The following is a 17,041-nucleotide window of genomic DNA, read 5'->3' on the forward strand; positions in this document are numbered from 1 at the left end:
TCGGCCTCGTACCGGGTTGTACTCGGCTGAGCCCCCGTGCCGTCAGGGGCCGCTTGGGCGCGAAGACCGCGGACATGACTTGCAGGACAGTGCCTAACTCGGCAGGAGCGCTCCGGCCAGCGCGAGGACGGTTCCGGCGCCGGCCGCGATCAGGATCGTGGTCACCACTCCGCGCCGTAACACGAACAGCAGGACCCCGGCGCCGGCGAGTACGGCGTACTGCCATGCCTGGGTCAGGCTGAGCGCGAGCGGGATCGCCGAGCCGAGGATGGCGCCGACGGCGGCCGGTCCGGCGCCGTCGAGGAACGCCCGCACGTTCGGGTTGCCGCGCAGCCGGTCGAAATGCTTGGCACCGAAGAGAATGAAGAGGAACGACGGGGTGAAGGCGACCAGCGAGGCGAGGATGCCGCCGGCGAGCCCCGCCGCGGCGTAGCCGACGACGGCGACCGTCTGCACCACAGGGCCCGGGGTGACCTGGCCGAGCGCGACCGCGTTGAGGAACTCCCCCGCGGTCATCCAGTGGTAGGTGTTCACCGCGTCGTCCTGCATGAGCGGGATGATCACGAAACCGCCGCCGTAGGACAGCATCCCGACCTTGAGCGCCACCCACGCCACCGACGCGAAGACGCCGACGCCCGCTGCCGCGGCGGCCAAGGATTGGACGGGGACGGCGAACAGGGCGGCCGTGGACTCGCCGCGGCGTGAGCGGTTCACGGTCAGCTCGATCAGGCCGCAGCCCAGCAGGACGAGCACCAGCCACGGACCGAGCAAGGCGGCCGACGCGACACCCGCGACGACGTACAGAGCCCAGCGCACGCGCCCCGTCGTGGCCGCACGCCGCCATCCCGCCGGGATCAGGCCGACACCCGCGTGCACCGCGACGGCGGCGACCGCCGCACCCGCTCCCGCACCGGCGCCACGGACCCACGCCGGCGGCGATCCGGTGAGGAACAGCGCGGCCAGCGCCAAGATCACGATGAGACCGGGCACGATGAACGCAGCGCCGCCGATGAGCGCCCCCGCGCGGCCGCGCACCCGCCACGCCGTGAAGATCGCCAGCTGGGTCGAAGCCGGGCCGGGCAACAGGTTGCAGGCGGCGATCGCGTCCTCGAACTCCTGATCCGAGAGCCAGCCCCGGCGCTGCACGCACAGCTTGCGGAGCAGGGCGATATGGGTGGGCGGACCGCCGAAACCGATGCAGCCGATCCGGCCCCATTCCCGCAGGACGGTTCCCAGGCCAGGTGTGGCGACGGCGTCCTGAGTGGACTCGTCCGGCATCGCGGGCTCCTGCTCGCCGTGCGGGGTCAACGGGCCGTGGGCTGGAACAGTTCGACCGGATTGCCCGCCGGGTCGTCGAACACGATCTGGCGGCCGCCCGGACCGGTCACGACGTCACTGCGGAACCGGACGCCCGCCGCACGCAGCCTGGCGACTTCGGCGTCGATGTCGCCGACGACGAGATGGATGCGGTTCCAGCCGCCCGGCGCCGGTTTGGTCCCGTCCGGCATCGGACGGCCCGCCGAACTCTCCGGACCGCTGAGCAGCAGCCGGAGATTTCCGCGCACCACGTCCGCGAACGCGGGCAGCACACTCGAGCGCACGGTGAATTCCAGGTGCCCGGTGTAGAACTCGACGGCCGCCGCGACGTCGTCGACCAGGTAACGCACACTCACCAAATCCGAAGTCATGTCCACTTCACCTCATCGTTCAGGTTCTTCAGCTGGGCGGTCAGGAACCCGATCCGCCGGTCCAGTTCGGCGGCGAGGCGACGGAACGCCGGATAGGTCTCGCCCGCGTCGTCGATTTCCCGTGCCGGGTCCGGCAGGCTCCAATGGACGACGCGCGGATGCCCGGGGAACTCCGGGCAGACCTCGCGCACCCGGTCGCAAAGGCTGATCACCCAATGGAATCGCCTGTTCCGTAGACCGTCCACATGGGACGGCTCGTGGTCGAGGGCGATGCCGCGCTCGGCCATGGCGCGCACGGCGTCCGGATGCAGCGGTTTCGGATGGCTGCCCGCACTGGCCACCTCGACCGTCGAACCGGCCCGGTGCCGCAGCAGCGCCTCGGCCATCGGGGACCGTCCGCTGTTGCCGGTGCACACGAAGAGCACCTTGAGCCGGGAACCGGCGCTGTTCACGTCCGCCGGGTTCGGCACGAGCGCGGGATGCAGCGCACTCCCCGCCTCAGCAAGCGCGTCCGCGCACCGCCCGAGGTCCAGGTGGTAGTAGGTGTCACGACCGTCGAAGCTGCTTCTCCGCGCCCTGACCAGCTCCGCCGCTCGCAGCTTGCGCAGGTGATAGGACACCAGGTTCTGCGGCTGCCCGACCAGTTCCACCAGCTCACGCACCCGGCGGTCGCCGTGGGACAGCTCGCGCAGCAGCCGCCAGCGCAGCGGATCACTCGCCAGCCGCACGAACGGCGGCGGCTCGGACATCTCAACGGTCGCCACCTGCCCAAGTTACATCAATATAGGTTGATATACCTAGACCTCGGTGCCAGGGAACGTTATCGTCGCGTGGTGCCGTCTCCCGAGATCGTGGAGTTGTCATGACCGCAGACCCGCCACACCTGCCACCCAGCGACGAAAACCTCGAGAAACTGATCGACGCGCTGACCGAACGCTTTCCCGCCCGACGCGAGGAGGTCGAAGCGATCGTCCACCGGCACTTCACCGAACTCAGCTCCCACGCCCCGGTGGACGCCTATCTCCTCCAGCTGACCGAAGGCAAGACCGCGGACGAACTTCGCACCCGCTTCCCGGCGCATTGAGCTTCCGCATCACGATGGGTACTCGGCTGAAGGTGCTGCCGGTACGCGGGTGGCCGTTTCGCGTGCGCTGGGTCTCGTGAGTGGTAAGGACGGTTAGAACCGTCCTTACCACTCACGAGACCGCTCCCTCCCCGAAGAGTGTCCCTTGTGGACAGGCGAGACGGCGCCGGGCATCTTTCGGCGAGAACGACGTCAGACGGCGCGACGGGCACGTGACAGGGCAAGCCAGCCGAGGATCGCGGCGAGCGACCCGATCACCAGCGCGACGAAACCGCCGACGATTCCGTAGCCCGTGCCGGGCCCGCCCTCGGCGGCGGCCACGACGAAACCACCGCCCGCCATGCCGGAAAGCCCCGCCGTCAGTGCCACGATGGCCGCGCGCCGGGTGGTGCCGGAGCGGAGACGGGCGAGGGCGAACCCTCCGGCGATCACCCCGATCACCCCCGCCAGCGCGGCCACCAAGGACCAGAGACGCCCGGGAGTCAGGTAGGCGGCGGCGAGCGGCTCGGACAGCAGATGGACCGACATGGGGCATTCCTTCGTTCGATGGCCGGATGTCCCTCGATGGTGTCCGCCGGGGCCGCCGAGGGCGTCCGGTGAACGCAGGCAATCCGGGCTGCCGCCGATGCGGCAGGAACGCCGGGACTACCGCGTGCGCGGTAGACCGCGGATGGTCCGCGTGGAGGAGTCGCCAGGGCGGGCAGCTGGCTAGGGTGCACGCATGAGCAGGGTGTGGGACTGGGTGATCGCCGCCGGGGTGACGGCGGTCCTGCTCGTCACGGGACTGTCCGGTGTGGACTCCACGACGAGCCTCGACCCGCTGGGCCACGTGGTGCTGGTCGCCAGTGGTCTGGCGCTCGTCGCCCACCGCCGGGCGCCGGTCACGGTGCTGGCCGTGACCGGGGTGTGCGCCTTGGGATACCAGGCCCTCGGCTTCGAGGTTCCTGTCGTCGCTTACCTGGTCGCGGTCTACGCCGCCGTCCGGGCCGGTCACCGGGTCGTCGCCGTCGCGGGATCGCTGCTCATGGTCGCCGCGCTCCCGCTCGTCCTCCTGGCCTCCGCCAACGCCGTCACCGTGAGCGAGGCACTCGCACAGAGCCGGGACGCGCTTCAGCTGGCCTGGCTGATCGCCGCCGGAGCGGCGGGTGAGGCGATGCGCCAGGCAGAACGGCGGGCCGACGAGGCCGAACGCACCCGCGAAGAGACTGCGCGGCGCCGGGCCGACGAGGAACGCCTGCACATCGCGCGGGAGCTGCACGATTCGCTCACCCACCAGATCTCCGTCATCAAGGTGCAGGCCGAAGTCGCCGTCCACCTGGCGACCAAACGGGGTGAGCCGGTGCCGGAATCCTTGCTGGCGATCCGGGAAGCCGGTCGTGAGGCGTCCCGGGAACTGCGGGCGACCCTGGAAGCCCTGCGTGACGAGGGAACGAATGCGCCGCACGGGCTCGACCGGATCCCCGACCTGGTGGAACGCGCGAAGGCGACCGGCCTGGACGCGACGCTCGTCGTCGAAGGGCGGCGGCACGACCTGCCCGTGGCGGTGGACCGCACCGCGTACCGGATCGTCCAGGAATCGCTGACCAACATCGCCCGGCACGCCGCGGCCACGACGGCGTCCGTCCGGATCGACCACCGCCCCGGCGCTCTCGCCATCCGGGTCGACGACGACGGCGGCGCCACTCCGGACGCCACCCCGGTGCCCGGTGTCGGACTGCTGGGGATGCGTGAACGGGTCACCGCCCTGGGCGGCAGTCTCCACGCCGGACCGCGAAACTCGGGCGGTTTCTCCGTCCGGGCCGAACTGCCCGTTGAGCGAACCGCATGATCCGTGTCCTGCTGGTCGACGATCAGCCGCTTCTCCGCAGCGGCTTCCGCGCGCTGCTCGACGTCGAGGAAGACATCGAGGTCGTGGCCGAAGCCTCCGACGGGAGCGACGGCGTGGCGCTCGCCAGGAAGCACCTGCCCGACATCGCGCTCATCGACATCCAGATGCCCGTCGTCGACGGCATCGAGGCGACCCGGCGCATCGCCGCCGATCCGGCCCTATCCGGCGTGCACGTCGTCATCCTGACCAACTACGGCCTGGACGAGTACGTCTTCGACGCGCTGCGGGCGGGCGCGGCGGGATTCCTGGTCAAGGACATCGAACCCGAAGACTTCCTGCACGCCGTCCGCGTGGCCGCACGTGGCGACGCGCTGCTCGCGCCATCGATCACCCGCAAGCTGATCGACCGGTACGTCACCCTGCCGCCGGGCGCCGGCACGGGCACTGGGCTGAAGGAGCTGACCAACCGCGAACGCGAAGCCGTCACCCTGGTCGCTCGGGGCCTGTCCAACGACGAAATCGCCGACCGCATGGTGATCAGCCCGCTGACCGCGAAGACCCACGTCAACCGCGCCATGACCAAACTCCACGCCCGCGATCGCGCGCAGCTCGTCGTGCTCGCCTACGAATCCGGCCTGGTAGTGCCAGGCGACCCGGCTCCGGGCTAGCCCGATCAGGGCCAGCTGCCCGAGCCTCCCCGGGCGGACCGGACCGCTTTGCCGGTGCCGCGCGGAAAACCGTGTTTGCCGAGCCGGACCTCGGCCAGTTCGTCCGCGCTGGTCATCGTGAAGAACAGCGCGAGGAACAGGCTCAGCACGAGCGCGCCCAGCACCGGCGCCACCGGCAACGGCGTCAGCGTCACCAGGAGCACGAACGCGGCCACGAGCCACGGCAGCGCCTCGAAACAGATCCGGGCGGCGAAGCGCAGCAGCCACGTGCGCGCCGTCGCGTCGTGCAGGACCCAGTCCCGGTATCGCTCGGGCAGCCGCCGTCCGTAGACGTACTGCATCCAGCGGATCGGACCTGGTCGTTCCATACGAATCACCTCCTGGTGATTACCCCTTTTCGCCTCGATTCATGTACGCGGCCGTGATTGCCGGAGAACCGAGCCGGGTAGCCCATCGACATGGCTGACGCGCGCACTCCGGCCCGCTCGTTCGCCAGGACTACGCTGTCGGCCCCGGGCCGGCTCGAAGCCGTCCTCGCCGGTGGCCGGATCCCTTTGCTCGCCGAGAAATGAACACCGAACTGGAGGAGGAAGCCCCGATGGCCACCTGCGAAGTCTGCGGAAACGACTACGAGAAGACGTTCGAGATCCAGACCGTCGAAGGAGCGAGGCATACCTTCGACTCCTTCGAATGCGCGATCCACCAGCTGGCGCCGAGCTGCGAACACTGCGGATGCCGCGTCATCGGGCACGGAATCCAGGTGGAGGACCGGTTCTTCTGCTGCGCCCACTGCGCGCGGGAAAGCGCGGTCGCCGGCGGCGAGAAGGCACGCGACGCCGTCGCCACGTCCTGAGCATTACGTCGTTCGGGTGACAAGGGCTCCTCGGGGGCATGGCGAAACCGAGCCAGGGTATTCGGCAGGGCCACCGCCCGCCCTCCGAGGAGACAACGGTGGTGAGGTCGGGCACGTTCTGCCGTCCTCACCGCGCGGACCGGGCCAGCCGCGAGGAACGCGACGGCACCGGCGCGCGCTGAAATCAGACCGCGAACCTCAGGATCGCGCCGACGCCCTCGGCCAGGCCCTCACCGCTGACGGGGACGAGATCCGCGCCTTCGGCCAGCACGGCCGCCGGAAGCGCTTCGTCCGCGCGACACCGCGTGAGAGCTTCCGCGCCGGTCCCCGACAGTTCGAGATCCTCCTTCGTGGTCGCGACCTGCGTCGGGTCGCCCGCGACCCAGACGAGCCGGTCGGCCAGCGACTCGCCGTCGATCAGCAGCGTCTCGACGGCGGCCGACCGCAGGGCCGCCGTCGTTCGCGCGAGCCCGTCCACCGCCAGCCCGCCGTCGCGCCCCTGTTCGGCGCGGAACCGGTCGATCACGTCCTGGCGACGGCGTTCCGCGTGCTCCGCCAGCACCCGCCGCACCTCGGCTTCGAGCGCCTCGGGCGCGCTCCCGTCCGCCCGGCCGCCTTCTTCGAGCTCGACGACCTTCGCCGTCCCCCGCGGCGGGAGTTCGTCACGTACCAGCGCCCGCGCCTGCACTTCGCCCGCGAGCACCAGCACCTCGGCGCCGACTGTGTCCGCGAGCTTGACCGCCTCCCGCGCGACCTCCGCGGCGTTGCGTTCCGCGACGGCTTCCACGCGATGCTGGATGTTCCAGTAGGCCGAGCCACCGCCGCGCACCTTGTGCACCGGGTGGTCCTCGCCCTCGACGGTCCGCTCCTCGGCACCGTCCTCGCCGACCGCGTACAGATCGGCGCCCGTCTTGTCCACGACCACCACCACATGCGGCACGACCGCCGGGGAAAGCCGCAGAAGCGGGAGCAGATACGGCTGCGGCGCGACCCGGACGACCTCACGGAGCGGCGGCTCCACGAGCTCCTCGTCGAGCACGATCTCCCCGCCCTCGGCGACCAGGGCACGCCCGGCCCTGCCTTCGGATGGCGGCGCGGCAGTCACGGCCGCGTCGAGCGCGCTGAGTGTCCGTTCCTCGGCGCCTTCGTCGGCCAGCTGCTTGCGGATCGACCGCCAGCGCAGGTCCAGTCGCGCGGCGGCGTCCTCGGTATCGTGCGAGTTGTCGAAATAGACCGACGCGAACGGTCCTTCGCGCACGGTGACCTGCCGGAGCGTTGAAGTGTGCACGGTATCTCCTGTCTCGTCGGTTCCGCTTTCGATCTTCGGGTACCCGGGAGAAGGCCGGTGAATCATGGCTCCGGCGTCGGGCGGGAAGTCCGTGAAGGCCTCCTTGCCTACCCTGACGGTAGGGAAGGAGGCCTTCACGGACTTAAGAACGGCGAATTCTTCTTTCCGTCACAAGGGGGTCTGCCCGTAGAATGGGGCGATGTCGGGGGACGAGTCGAAGAAGACCGATGACGAGCCGGACTACAAGAAGTGGGGCGTCATCGTCGGCACGATCAGTGGGGTCTTCGCCATTCTGGCGGCCGTCAATACGCTGACCGGGTTCAATCCGTTGAAGGGCCTCGCACCCTCCCCCACCAGCCAGACGTCGGCTTCACGGCCGCTCGCCGCGGCCACGAGCGTGCCGCGGACCACCGTGTCGCGGCCGATCCGGGAACCGGCGCGGACCACGGCGGAGGCGCCCGCCACCCGGGCCGCCCGGACGACGCCACCGGCACGACCCGATTTCCAGGTCCGCTCCTCGCAGTGGAACGGACCGTGCAACGACAACGCCTGCTCGATGAGCGCCGTCTTCCGCAACAACGGCGGCACGGGTTCCGGAACCGCGACGTTCTTCGTGCTGTGGCCGGACAAGTTCAGCTATCTCGCGCAATGTTCCGTCGTACTTCCCAGAACGGGCGAGAACGATTTCACCAGCGCCGGATGCGTCGCGAGCAGCGCGCAGTTGCAGAACTATTTCCGCACCCATCGCGGCGGAACCGTGCGCCTGTACGTCAAGGCCGAAAGCTGACCTGTCCGTGAAGGCCTCCTTGCCTACCCTGAAGGTAGTGAAGGAGGCCTTCACGGGCATCACGGGCGGCTAGGACGTCTTCGGCGTCGCACGCACGCCGTAGTGCATGTACTGCTCCCCGGTCGGCAGCGTGTAGAAGGTGACCGGCATCCACGTCCGCGTCCCGGGCTCTCGGCAGAGGAAAAGCGAGTCGGTCACCGGGACCAGATCGAACTCCTGCGTCTTCTCCGCCAGGAGTTCGGCGAGCGGTCCGGTGGCGGTCTGCCGCAGCCGCAGCCCCTCCCCCGCCGCCAGCACGTCCATCCGCGCGCCTGCCCGTTCGTAGCCGCCCACATGCCTCGATCCGTCGACGGTGACCGGAGTCGCGGGCGGTTCGAGCGGCCGCGGCATCGCCACGTCGGCGAGTTCGGCGACGATCTCCCGGTACAGCTCGACGTACAGGTCCCGGGTGTTGCCCCCGTTGGTGAGCAACGTGATGGCGAGCCCCTGGTCGGGCAGGAGCCGGAGGAACGCCGACTGGCCGATCGTGTTGCCGTCGTGGCCGATGACGCGCTGCCCGCTCCAGGTGTCACGGATCCAGCCGAGCCCCCACGAGTCGCCGAGCGAATGCTTGTCGGGGATGTCGGTCTGCTTCTCGGCCATCGCGGTGGCCGAGTCCGTCGTCAGGATCCGTTCCCCCGCCGGGGTCAGCCCGCCGGTGAGGTGCAGCCGTGCGAAGCCGAGCACGTCCTTCGCGGTGGCGGTGATCAGCCCGGCGGGCCCCATGCTCCGGGGCAGTCCCCAGACGGGCGCCGGCGCCGGATCCTCGTCTCCGTTGGCGACGTGACCGACGGCCGCCCGGAAGAGCAAGGCCTCCTCGGGAAGGGTCACGGTGTGGGTGAGACCGAGTGGGGCGAACAGTTTCTCGCGCATCGCCGCGTCCCAGGTCAGCCCGGTGAGCTTCTCGATCACCCGGCCCATGACCACGAAACCCGAGTTGCAGTAGGAGAACGTCTCGCCGAGAGGATGGTTCTGCGCGGCCTGGTCGAGGATCTCGACGTAGCGTTCGAGACAGTCGTCGCCGCGGCCGGTGTCGGTGAAGACGTCGCCGTCGATACCGCTGGTGTGCGTCAGCAGGTGCCGCATGGTGACTTTCCCGGCCACACCGGGATCGGCCAGCCGCAGTTCCGGCAGGACGTCCGCGATCGGCGCGTCCAGTTCGAGGAGACCTTCGTCGACCAGCCGCATCACCACGGTCGCGGTCCATACCTTGGAGATCGAGCCGATCTGGAACACCGAGTCGTCGGTGACCTCGACCCCCGTCTTCGTGTTCAGCACGCCATAGGAGGCGAGCACCTCGGTGCCATCACCGATCCGGGCGATGCCGAGCGCCGCGCCGGGAACGCGGTGCTTGCGGGCCAGTTCGGCCAGCCGTCGCCGCCAGTGCGCCGCCTCGATCGGCACCCGTGAAGGCCCGTCGGCCGGCGCCGTGTACTGCTCGACCCAGCCGAGGACACGCCGGTTGAAGTCGAGCCGGTGCGACGGCGGCCCGTCGAGGATGAACAGGTGCGAGGCGTCCGGGTACAGCACCAGCCGGGACGGGACGCCCCGTGCGCGCAGGGCACCGAACCACTGCTCGGCCTGCCCGACCGGGCACCGGTCGTCCTTCGCGCCCTGGATGACGAGCGTGGGCGTTCGCACCCGCTCGACCTGGGCGAACGGCGAGAACCGCTCGTTGGCCTTGTCCCACGCCGGACCACCGAGTTCGCCGACGGCGAGGTAGTGCCCGGCGTCGGACGTGCCGCCCATGCTGGTCAGGTCGCTGACCACCCCACCGGCGACGGCGGCGGCGAAACGGCTGTCGCGGCTGGTCAGGTAACAGGTCATGAAGCCGCCGTAGCTGTAACCCGCCACGGCCAGCCGGTCGGCGTCGGCGATCCCTTCGGCGACAAGGTGATCCAACGGTTCGAGGAAGTCCGCCGCGTCGGCGACACCCCATCCGCCGACGGCGGCGGTGTAGAAGTCCTCGCCGTAGCCGTCGCTGCCCCGCGGGTTGATCAGCAGTACCGCCCAGCCCCGCGCGACGAGCGCCTGGTGATAGAGATGGATCGAGTCGGCGGCGCCGTTCCAGGCGTTGTGCGGTCCGCCGTGGATGTCGAGCAGCAGTGGCGCGGCGCCGGATCGCGCCGGGTCCCGCAGCAGCCAGCCGTGGACGACGGTGCCGTCGCCAATGGTGAATTCCCTCTCCTCGTGGCGGAAAAGCTCGACCTCGGCCACGGAGGCGCCGTGCTTCGTGCGCACGTCGACGGCGCCGGTGGCCCGGTCGACGACGGCGACTTCGCCGAACGAATCTCCGGTGGCCATGACGACCACGACCCGCCCGGCCGCGATGTCCATTCCGGACACCACGCGATCCGCGCCCGCCAGTACCGCACGCGAGCTCTCACCGTCCACTTCGTACAGATGGGTGCAGCCGCGGTCCCGGACGCCGAACAACACGGCGCCGTCCTCCGTCAGCTGCGGCAGGGCTCCCGGATAGCCGGGGCCACCGGGCATCACGTTGCGGTCCAGGGACGCGGTCAGCTCGACCGGGGCCCCGCCGTCGAGCGGGACACGCCACAACCCGAGATGACCGACCTGGGTGTCGGCCCGGCCCACCACCAGCAGCGCGGCACCATCGGCGGACCAGCCGACCGTGCCCGCCATGCCCTCACCGGAGCCGATCAGCCGCGGCTCGGCGGTCCTGGCGGTCACGTCGACCACATAGGCACCGGAACGGAAGGTCAAGTCTGCGTCGCCGTCCTGCCCGGACGAGAAGGCGAGGTGCGTGCCGTCGGGCGACCAGGCCGGATCACTGGCGTGCCAGTCGCCGAAGGTGACCTGCCGGACTTCGCGCGTGGCGACGTCGAGGACGTGCAGATGCTTGCGGACGGTCTTGATCAGCCCGGCGCCGTCGGCCTTGAAGTCCAGCCGATCGGCCGCCACCGGGGCGTTCGGCGCGGCTTCTCCGCCGGCCAGGTCGACCGCGGCCGAGAAGGCGATCTTGCCGCCGTCCGGACTCCAGACCGGGGCGCCCGCCCCGAGCGGGAGTTCGGTGACCTGCTCGGCCTCCCCGCCCGACGACGGCAGGAACCACACCTGCGGCGGCCCGTCCTGGGCGCGGAGGAACGCGATCCGCGTGCCGTCCGGCGCCCATTTCGGCGTCATGTCGGCGGTTCCGCGGGTGAGCCGCCGGGCTTCGCCGTCGGTCGCGCCGACCTCCCAGAGCGTGCTCACGTTCCGGTCTTCGTCACGGTCCGCGGTGCGCAGGACGTAGACGATCCGGTCACCGTCCGGGGACAGCGAAGGCTGGCTGGGGACGGCGATGTCGTACAGGTCGTCGAGACCGAGACGTCGGGTCATGATGCGCTTGCTCCTCTGGAGGTCGTGAGCTCGTTGTCGCTGAAGTGGCAGGCCGCCGAGTGACGCCGGTGTGCCGCGCCGTCGGCGGGATCCGCCTGGAGGCAAAGGTCGCGGTCGGCCCGCACGAGCGGGCCGACCGGGCAGCGTGGGTGGTACCGGCATCCGCCGGGCGGATGGTGCGGGTCGGCGGGCTCGGCGTCGGCGGTCGACTCGTCCGCGCCGGTGCCGAGCAGCGAAGCGGTCGCCGACGGCGCCGCGGCGAGCAGGTCACGCGTGTACGGATGCCGCGGATCCGTGAGCACCTGTTCGGCCGGGCCGACCTCGACGATCCGGCCGAGGTACATCACGGCGACGATGTCGCTGAGATAGCGGATCACCGCGAGGTTGTGCGAGATGAACAGCATCGACAGGCCGAGCCGCCGTTGCACGGACCGGACGAGGTTGAGCACCGCGCCCTGCACCGAGACGTCGAGCGCGGAGGTGATCTCGTCCGCGATCAGCACCTCGGGCCGCCCGGCCAGCGCGCGGGCGAGCGCCACCCGTTGCCGCTGGCCGCCGGAAAGCCGCCCCGGCAGGTGGACGGCGCGTTCGGGATCGAGGTTGACCAGCTCCAGCAGCCGGGCGACCTCGTCGCGGCGTGCCGCGCGCCCGGAGAGGACGCCGTGCGGGATCGCTTCGGTGATCGATTCCCCGATGCTCATCCGGGGGTCCAAAGAGGAATACGGATCCTGGAACACCATCTGCAACGGCGGGCGGCGGGGCAGTTCGCGGACGTCCACGCCACCCAGCAGAACCCGTCCGGCGCTGATCGGCGAGAGCCCGACGGCGGCGCGGGCCAGCGTCGACTTCCCCGATCCAGATTCGCCGACCAGTCCCACGACCTGTCCGGAAGGGACGGTCAGCCCGACCCGGTCGACGGCGGTGAGCCCGCGCCGTCCACCGTAGCGCACGCTCACCGCGTCGAAGACGAGATCGCTCACTCCGCACCTCCGGCGGTCACGGTTTCCTTGACAGGCTGGGAAAGCGGCGCCGGATACCAGCAAGCGACGCGATGCCCGGGTTCCACGCGCTCCAGCACCGGGTCCTCGAGACGGCACCGATCGGTCACCGCCGGGCACCGGTCGGCGAAAGCGCAGCCGTTCGGCACACGGTCCGGTTCCGGCGGGCGGCCGGGGATCACCGCGAGCGGCGCGTCACGATCGGTCTCGAGGTCGAGCGTCGCGGCCAGCAAGGCCCGTGTGTACGGATGCCGCGGTGTCCCGGCGGTCGGCAGGTCCTCCACCACCCGGCCCGCGTACATGACAAGCATCCGTTCGCAAGTCTGCGAAACGACCGCGATGTCGTGGCTGATCAGAACGATCGCCGTGTCCCGTTCGGACCTGGTCCGCGCCAGCAGGCGCAGCAGCTGCCGCTGCACGGTGACGTCCAGCGCCGTGGTCGGCTCGTCGGCGATGATGAGCTTCGGGTCGCCCATCAGGCCCATGCCGATCATGGCGCGCTGCCGCATCCCGCCGGAGAACTCGTGCGGATACTGCCGCGCCCGCCGTTCGGCGGCGGGGATCCGCACCGCGCGCAACCGGTCCACGGCCCGCTCGAAGGCCTTGGCCCGCGGCAGTCCCTGATGCTGTTCGGCGACTTCGGCCAATTGGCGGCCGATCCGCCTGGTCGGGTTGAACGAGGTCATCGGATCCTGGAAGACCATCGCCAGTGACGTGCCGAGCAGACCGCGCAGCTCCCGTTCCGGAGTCGTCAGCAGCGGTTTCCCGGCGAATTCGAGTCTGTCCGCGGTGACCACGGCCGGCGCTTCGACCAGACGCGACACCGCCAGCCCCGTCAGGCTCTTCCCCGAGCCAGACTCGCCGACGACACCGATCGCCTCACCGGCGCGGACGGTGAAACCCACCCCGCGCACCGGAACGGTCCAGCCCGCCGGGTTCGGGAACGCGACCTGGAGGTTCTCCACCACCAGCACGGCGTCGTCGCGACTCTCGGCGGCGTCTTCCCTGGCTGGAGCGACCGGCCGCGGTGCGAGCTTGCGCAGCCCGGTGCGCACACCGATCACCCCGGCGACGGTCTCCCCCACCAGGTTGAAGGCGAGCCCCGCGAGGACGACCGCGACACCGGGCGCCAGCGCCGCCGCCGGATTGACGTAGATGCCGTTGAGTCCTTCGCCGAGGATCCGCCCCCAGTCGTATTCGGGGGCCTGCACACCGATGCCGAGGAACGACAAACCGGCGAAGGCGAGCAGTGCCCCGCCCGCGCCGATGGTCGCGTTGACCACCAGCGGTTCGCCGATGTTGGGCAGGATGTGCCGGAACAGCAACCGGATCCGGCCGACACCGGAGATCCTGGCCGCCGCGACGAAATCCCGTCCCGCCACCGAAGCGGCCATCGTCTGCGCCAGCCGCGCGAACGACGGGGCCAGGGCGAAACCGACCGCCAGCACCGCGCCGTGCGTCCCGACACCGAAGATGACCGAGAAGAACAACACCAGCAGCAGCCCGGGAAAGGCGACCGCGATGTTGACCGCCGCGATCACCAGCCGGGCGAGCGGACGCGGCAGCACCGAGGGCAGTGTGCCGAGCACGAGCCCGGTCACCACCCCGATCACCGTGGCGAGCAACGCCAGCACGATCGACAGCCTGGTCGCCACCAGCACGCGGTAGAGGATGTCGCGGCCGAGGTCGTCGGTGCCCAGCCAATGCGCCGCCGACGGTCCTTGGCCGATCGCGTTCGTGTCGATCTCGAAAGCCTTGTCGTGCCACAGGATCGGGGCCAGCACCGCGAGCACGATCACCAGTGCCAGCAGTGCGGCCGAGCACGCGCCCAGCGGTGTGCGCAGCGCCCCGAGCCATTTCGCTCCGCGCGGATTCGCCATCTCAGTTCTCCCGGATCGTCGAACGCGGATCGAGGACGGCCAGCAGCACGTCCACCGTCAGGTTCACCAGCAGCACACCGATGCCGTAGACGAGCACGATTCCCTGCACCTGCGGGTAGTCCTTCTGCAGGATCGACTGCGCGATGGTGGAACCGAGCCCCGGCCAGGCGAACACGTTCTCGACCAGGACGGTTCCCGCCACCATCCCGGTCAGCATCAGCCCGCCCATGGTGAGGGTCGCGGTCACCGCGTTGGGCAACGCGTGCCGCAGGTACACCAGCCGCGCGGGCAACCGTTTCGCCCGCGCCGTGCGGATGAAGTCGTTGCCCAGTACGGAAAGTGTTTCCACACGGACGATGCGGGCGAGGACCGACGCCGGACCGAGCGCCAGCGCGATCACCGGGAGCACTAGCGCGCCCGGACCCTCGCTGCCCGCCACCGGGAACCAACCCAGCTGGACCGCGAAGAACGCCACCAGTGCCACCGCGACCAGGAACTCCGGGATCGCGGCCAGCAGGACCGTCGTCGAGGTGAACGCCAGTTCCCCGCCGCGACGGCGGCCGCCCCGGGTCAGCACGGCGAACAGCAGGCCCAGCGGGATCGCGATCGCGATGACCACCACGAAGGCGGGCAACGCCAGCTCCAGGGTCGCGGGGAGCCGGTCGCCGATGACGTCCGCGACCGGCACCCCGGTGGTCATCGACGTACCCCAGTCGCCCGAGAAGAGACCGGCGAGATAGTCGACATACTGCTTCCACAGCGGGTCGTCGAGGCCGAGCGCGGCCCGCCGGGCGTTCACCAGCTCGGCGGGCGCGGTCAGCCCGAGCGCCGCGCGGACCGGATCGCCGGGGATCAGCTGGATCATCAGGAACGCCGTGGTGACCAGCACCCACAGCGAGACCGCGAACCGGCCGAGGCGGCGGATCCCGAACGACAGCCAAGGACTGCTCCGCGGGCCTGCCGTCGCGACGGCGCTCGTCATCAGGAGTACATCCGGATCGACGACGGCAGGATCTGGCCTTGGTTCATCTCGAACCGCGCACCGTTCGCGAAGGTCGGGATGGTCGAATTCACGAACGGCACCACGTCGAGTCGTTCGAACAGCGCGGATTCGGCGGCCAGCCAGTCCCCGCAACCGGATTCGCCCGCCTGCGCCGACGCCTTGCCCACGAGCTCGGTGTACCGGGGATTCTCGATATGCGCGAAATTCGTGCCCTCCGGCGGTTTCGCGCCGGAGGCGAACGGAACGGCCTGGCTGGGCAGGACGAAGCCCAGCGGTGCCAGCGACACCTCCCAGTCACCGGTGCCGAACAGCACCTGGCTGGTACCGGGACCGTCGACGGCCTTGATCGTGGCCTCGACCCCGATGTTCTTCCAGGACTGCAGGACCAGCTCCGCGGCCGAGACCATCGTCGGCCCGACCTGGGTGCCGTAGACGACGGTGAGGGCGAGCCGCTTGCCGTTCTTGGTCCGCACTCCGTCCGGGCCGGGCGTCCAGCCCGCGGCGTCGAGCCCGGACTTCGCCGCGGCGACGTCGAAGGCGGGCAGCTTGCCGTTGATCGAATCACCCGGGCACGCCAAGGGTTCTCCGGTGACGAGTCCCTTGGCGGGCTGCCCGTTGCCGGTGGTGAGCACCTTGCCGATCTGGCCGAAATCGAGCGCCTGGGTCAGCGCCCGGCGCACCGCCTGGTCCTGACCGGGCCTGCCGGGTGCCTGGTTGAAGAAGATCTCCCCCATCGGCACGACGATGTCGGCGTGGAACAGCTTCTGCGACCGCAACCGCTGCTGGTCCTGTCCGGTCACTTGCGCGGCGCTGAGCTCCCCGGACAGCAGCAGGTTCGCCGTCGTCGTCATGTTCGGCACGACCCGGAAGACCACTTTTTCGGGCAGGCCCTGCTGTTCGCTCTTCCAGTCACCGGGGCCCCAGGTGTAGTCCTTGCGCCGGGTGAGGGTGTAGTGGTCGTTCGGCACGATCTCGGTCATGGTGAACATGCCGGTGCCGTGCTGTCCCTTCGCGACGGACGCCCGGTCCGCCATCCCCTTGGCGCAGACGATCGGCACGGCCGCCACGTTGCGCAACAGGAACGAATCCGGTGCCCCGCTGGTGACCGTGACGGTCCTGGCGGCGTCGTCGGCGACCGCCTTCGTCCCCGCTTTGACACTGACGCCGGTCAGCGGGGACTTGGTCGCCGGATCGCCGACGTGGTTGATGTTCGCGGCCACGTCCCGTGCGGTCAGCGGTGAACCGTCCGCGCATTTCACCCCGTCGCGCAGGGTGAAGTTCGCCGTGGTCGTCGTGGCCTCCCACTTCTCCGCCAGCCCCGCCACCGGCTTGCCCGCGGAATCGAGGTGGATCAGGCCGTCGTAGAGGAACCGGCCGATCTGCCGGGCGATCGACAGCACGGTGACGGCCGGGTCGAGCGTCCCCGGATCGGTCGGAAGGCCCATCGTGAAGGTCTTGCCGTCGGTCAGTTTCTGGTTCGCGGTCCGGTCCTCCCCGGATTGCGACGTCCCCCCGCACGCGCTCACGGTCAAGGCCACCACGCCCGCCATGGCGGCGGTGAGCCGAGCTGTCTTCATGCGGTT

16 protein-coding genes are annotated in these 17,041 nt (G+C 70.2%); 5 read left to right on the top strand and 11 right to left on the bottom strand.

Features of this window, described 5'->3' with window-relative positions:
* Nucleotides 1-93: 93 nt before the first annotated feature.
* The 3 genes from chrA to AC069H_RS18105 are packed head-to-tail and all read right to left on the bottom strand — an operon-like array spanning nucleotide 94 to nucleotide 2,437.
* Nucleotides 94-1,278 carry a chromate efflux transporter gene (gene chrA, locus AC069H_RS18095; protein ID WP_478227966.1) on the bottom strand — a complete coding sequence of 395 codons (1,185 nt, stop codon included), beginning with the start codon at nucleotides 1,276-1,278 and terminating at the stop codon, nucleotides 94-96.
* A 26-nt stretch (nucleotides 1,279-1,304) separates the two neighbouring features.
* Nucleotides 1,305-1,688 carry a VOC family protein gene (locus tag AC069H_RS18100; protein WP_478227967.1) on the bottom strand — a complete coding sequence of 128 codons (384 nt, stop codon included), beginning with the start codon at nucleotides 1,686-1,688 and terminating at the stop codon, nucleotides 1,305-1,307.
* Nucleotides 1,685-2,437, bottom strand: a complete 753-nt coding sequence (locus AC069H_RS18105; protein WP_478233252.1) for an arsenate reductase/protein-tyrosine-phosphatase family protein — start codon at nucleotides 2,435-2,437, stop codon at nucleotides 1,685-1,687. The genes AC069H_RS18100 and AC069H_RS18105 overlap by 4 nt, the downstream gene beginning before the upstream one ends.
* A 113-nt stretch (nucleotides 2,438-2,550) precedes the next feature.
* Between AC069H_RS18105 and AC069H_RS18110 the strand changes: the two genes are divergently transcribed.
* Nucleotides 2,551-2,772, top strand: coding sequence for a three-helix bundle dimerization domain-containing protein (locus tag AC069H_RS18110; protein WP_478233082.1), 222 nt, complete (start codon nucleotides 2,551-2,553; stop codon nucleotides 2,770-2,772).
* Nucleotides 2,773-2,964: 192 nt separating this feature from the next.
* On the opposite strand, the gene AC069H_RS18115 is transcribed toward AC069H_RS18110, so the two are convergent.
* A complete protein-coding gene (locus tag AC069H_RS18115) occupies nucleotides 2,965-3,300 on the bottom strand; it encodes a DUF6223 family protein (protein WP_340688104.1) in 336 nt (111 codons plus the stop codon).
* Between the two features lie 193 nt (nucleotides 3,301-3,493).
* Between AC069H_RS18115 and AC069H_RS18120 the strand changes: the two genes are divergently transcribed.
* A complete protein-coding gene (locus AC069H_RS18120; RefSeq protein WP_478233083.1) occupies nucleotides 3,494-4,600 on the top strand; it encodes a sensor histidine kinase in 1,107 nt (368 codons plus the stop codon).
* A complete protein-coding gene (locus tag AC069H_RS18125; RefSeq protein ID WP_478233084.1) occupies nucleotides 4,597-5,268 on the top strand; it encodes a response regulator in 672 nt (223 codons plus the stop codon). Before AC069H_RS18120 ends, AC069H_RS18125 begins: the two co-directional genes overlap by 4 nt.
* 5 nt (nucleotides 5,269-5,273) lie before the next feature.
* Here AC069H_RS18125 and AC069H_RS18130 read toward each other — a convergent pair whose 3' ends face one another.
* The gene (locus AC069H_RS18130) at nucleotides 5,274-5,636 is read right to left on the bottom strand and encodes a DUF5313 family protein (protein ID WP_478233085.1); all 363 of its coding nucleotides are present in this window, start codon (nucleotides 5,634-5,636) and stop codon (nucleotides 5,274-5,276) included.
* Between the two features lie 230 nt (nucleotides 5,637-5,866).
* Between AC069H_RS18130 and AC069H_RS18135 the strand changes: the two genes are divergently transcribed.
* A complete protein-coding gene (locus AC069H_RS18135) occupies nucleotides 5,867-6,121 on the top strand; it encodes a Prokaryotic metallothionein (protein WP_478227973.1) in 255 nt (84 codons plus the stop codon).
* A 184-nt stretch (nucleotides 6,122-6,305) separates the two neighbouring features.
* Here the strand turns inward: AC069H_RS18135 and AC069H_RS18140 are convergent, their stop codons facing one another.
* Nucleotides 6,306-7,409 (bottom strand): Rv2629 family ribosome hibernation factor, encoded by a 1,104-nt coding sequence (locus AC069H_RS18140; RefSeq protein WP_478233086.1) that lies wholly within the window; start codon nucleotides 7,407-7,409, stop codon nucleotides 6,306-6,308.
* Between the two features lie 199 nt (nucleotides 7,410-7,608).
* Here AC069H_RS18140 and AC069H_RS18145 point away from each other — a divergent pair, with 199 nt between their 5' ends.
* Nucleotides 7,609-8,196: a hypothetical protein gene (locus AC069H_RS18145; RefSeq protein WP_478227975.1), complete on the top strand. Its 588-nt coding sequence runs from the start codon at nucleotides 7,609-7,611 to the stop codon at nucleotides 8,194-8,196.
* Between the two features lie 69 nt (nucleotides 8,197-8,265).
* Here AC069H_RS18145 and AC069H_RS18150 read toward each other — a convergent pair whose 3' ends face one another.
* From AC069H_RS18150 to AC069H_RS18170, 5 genes are read right to left on the bottom strand one after another with little or no spacing between them, the layout of a single operon-like run.
* Complete coding sequence (locus AC069H_RS18150) at nucleotides 8,266-11,577, bottom strand: serine hydrolase (RefSeq protein ID WP_478233087.1); 3,312 nt, start codon at nucleotides 11,575-11,577, stop codon at nucleotides 8,266-8,268.
* Nucleotides 11,574-12,557 carry an ABC transporter ATP-binding protein gene (locus AC069H_RS18155; RefSeq protein WP_478233088.1) on the bottom strand — a complete coding sequence of 328 codons (984 nt, stop codon included), beginning with the start codon at nucleotides 12,555-12,557 and terminating at the stop codon, nucleotides 11,574-11,576. The genes AC069H_RS18150 and AC069H_RS18155 overlap by 4 nt, the downstream gene beginning before the upstream one ends.
* A complete protein-coding gene (locus AC069H_RS18160) occupies nucleotides 12,554-14,455 on the bottom strand; it encodes a dipeptide/oligopeptide/nickel ABC transporter permease/ATP-binding protein (RefSeq protein WP_478233089.1) in 1,902 nt (633 codons plus the stop codon). Before AC069H_RS18160 ends, AC069H_RS18155 begins: the two co-directional genes overlap by 4 nt.
* A gap of 1 nt (nucleotide 14,456) precedes the next feature.
* A complete protein-coding gene (locus AC069H_RS18165) occupies nucleotides 14,457-15,437 on the bottom strand; it encodes an ABC transporter permease (protein WP_478227979.1) in 981 nt (326 codons plus the stop codon).
* On the bottom strand, nucleotides 15,437-17,035 hold the full coding sequence (locus AC069H_RS18170) for an ABC transporter substrate-binding protein (protein ID WP_478233090.1): 1,599 nt from the start codon (nucleotides 17,033-17,035) through the stop codon (nucleotides 15,437-15,439). The genes AC069H_RS18165 and AC069H_RS18170 overlap by 1 nt, the downstream gene beginning before the upstream one ends.
* Nucleotides 17,036-17,041 lie beyond the last annotated feature (6 nt).

It is taken from the genome of Amycolatopsis sp. NPDC043887 (genome assembly GCF_056435665.1).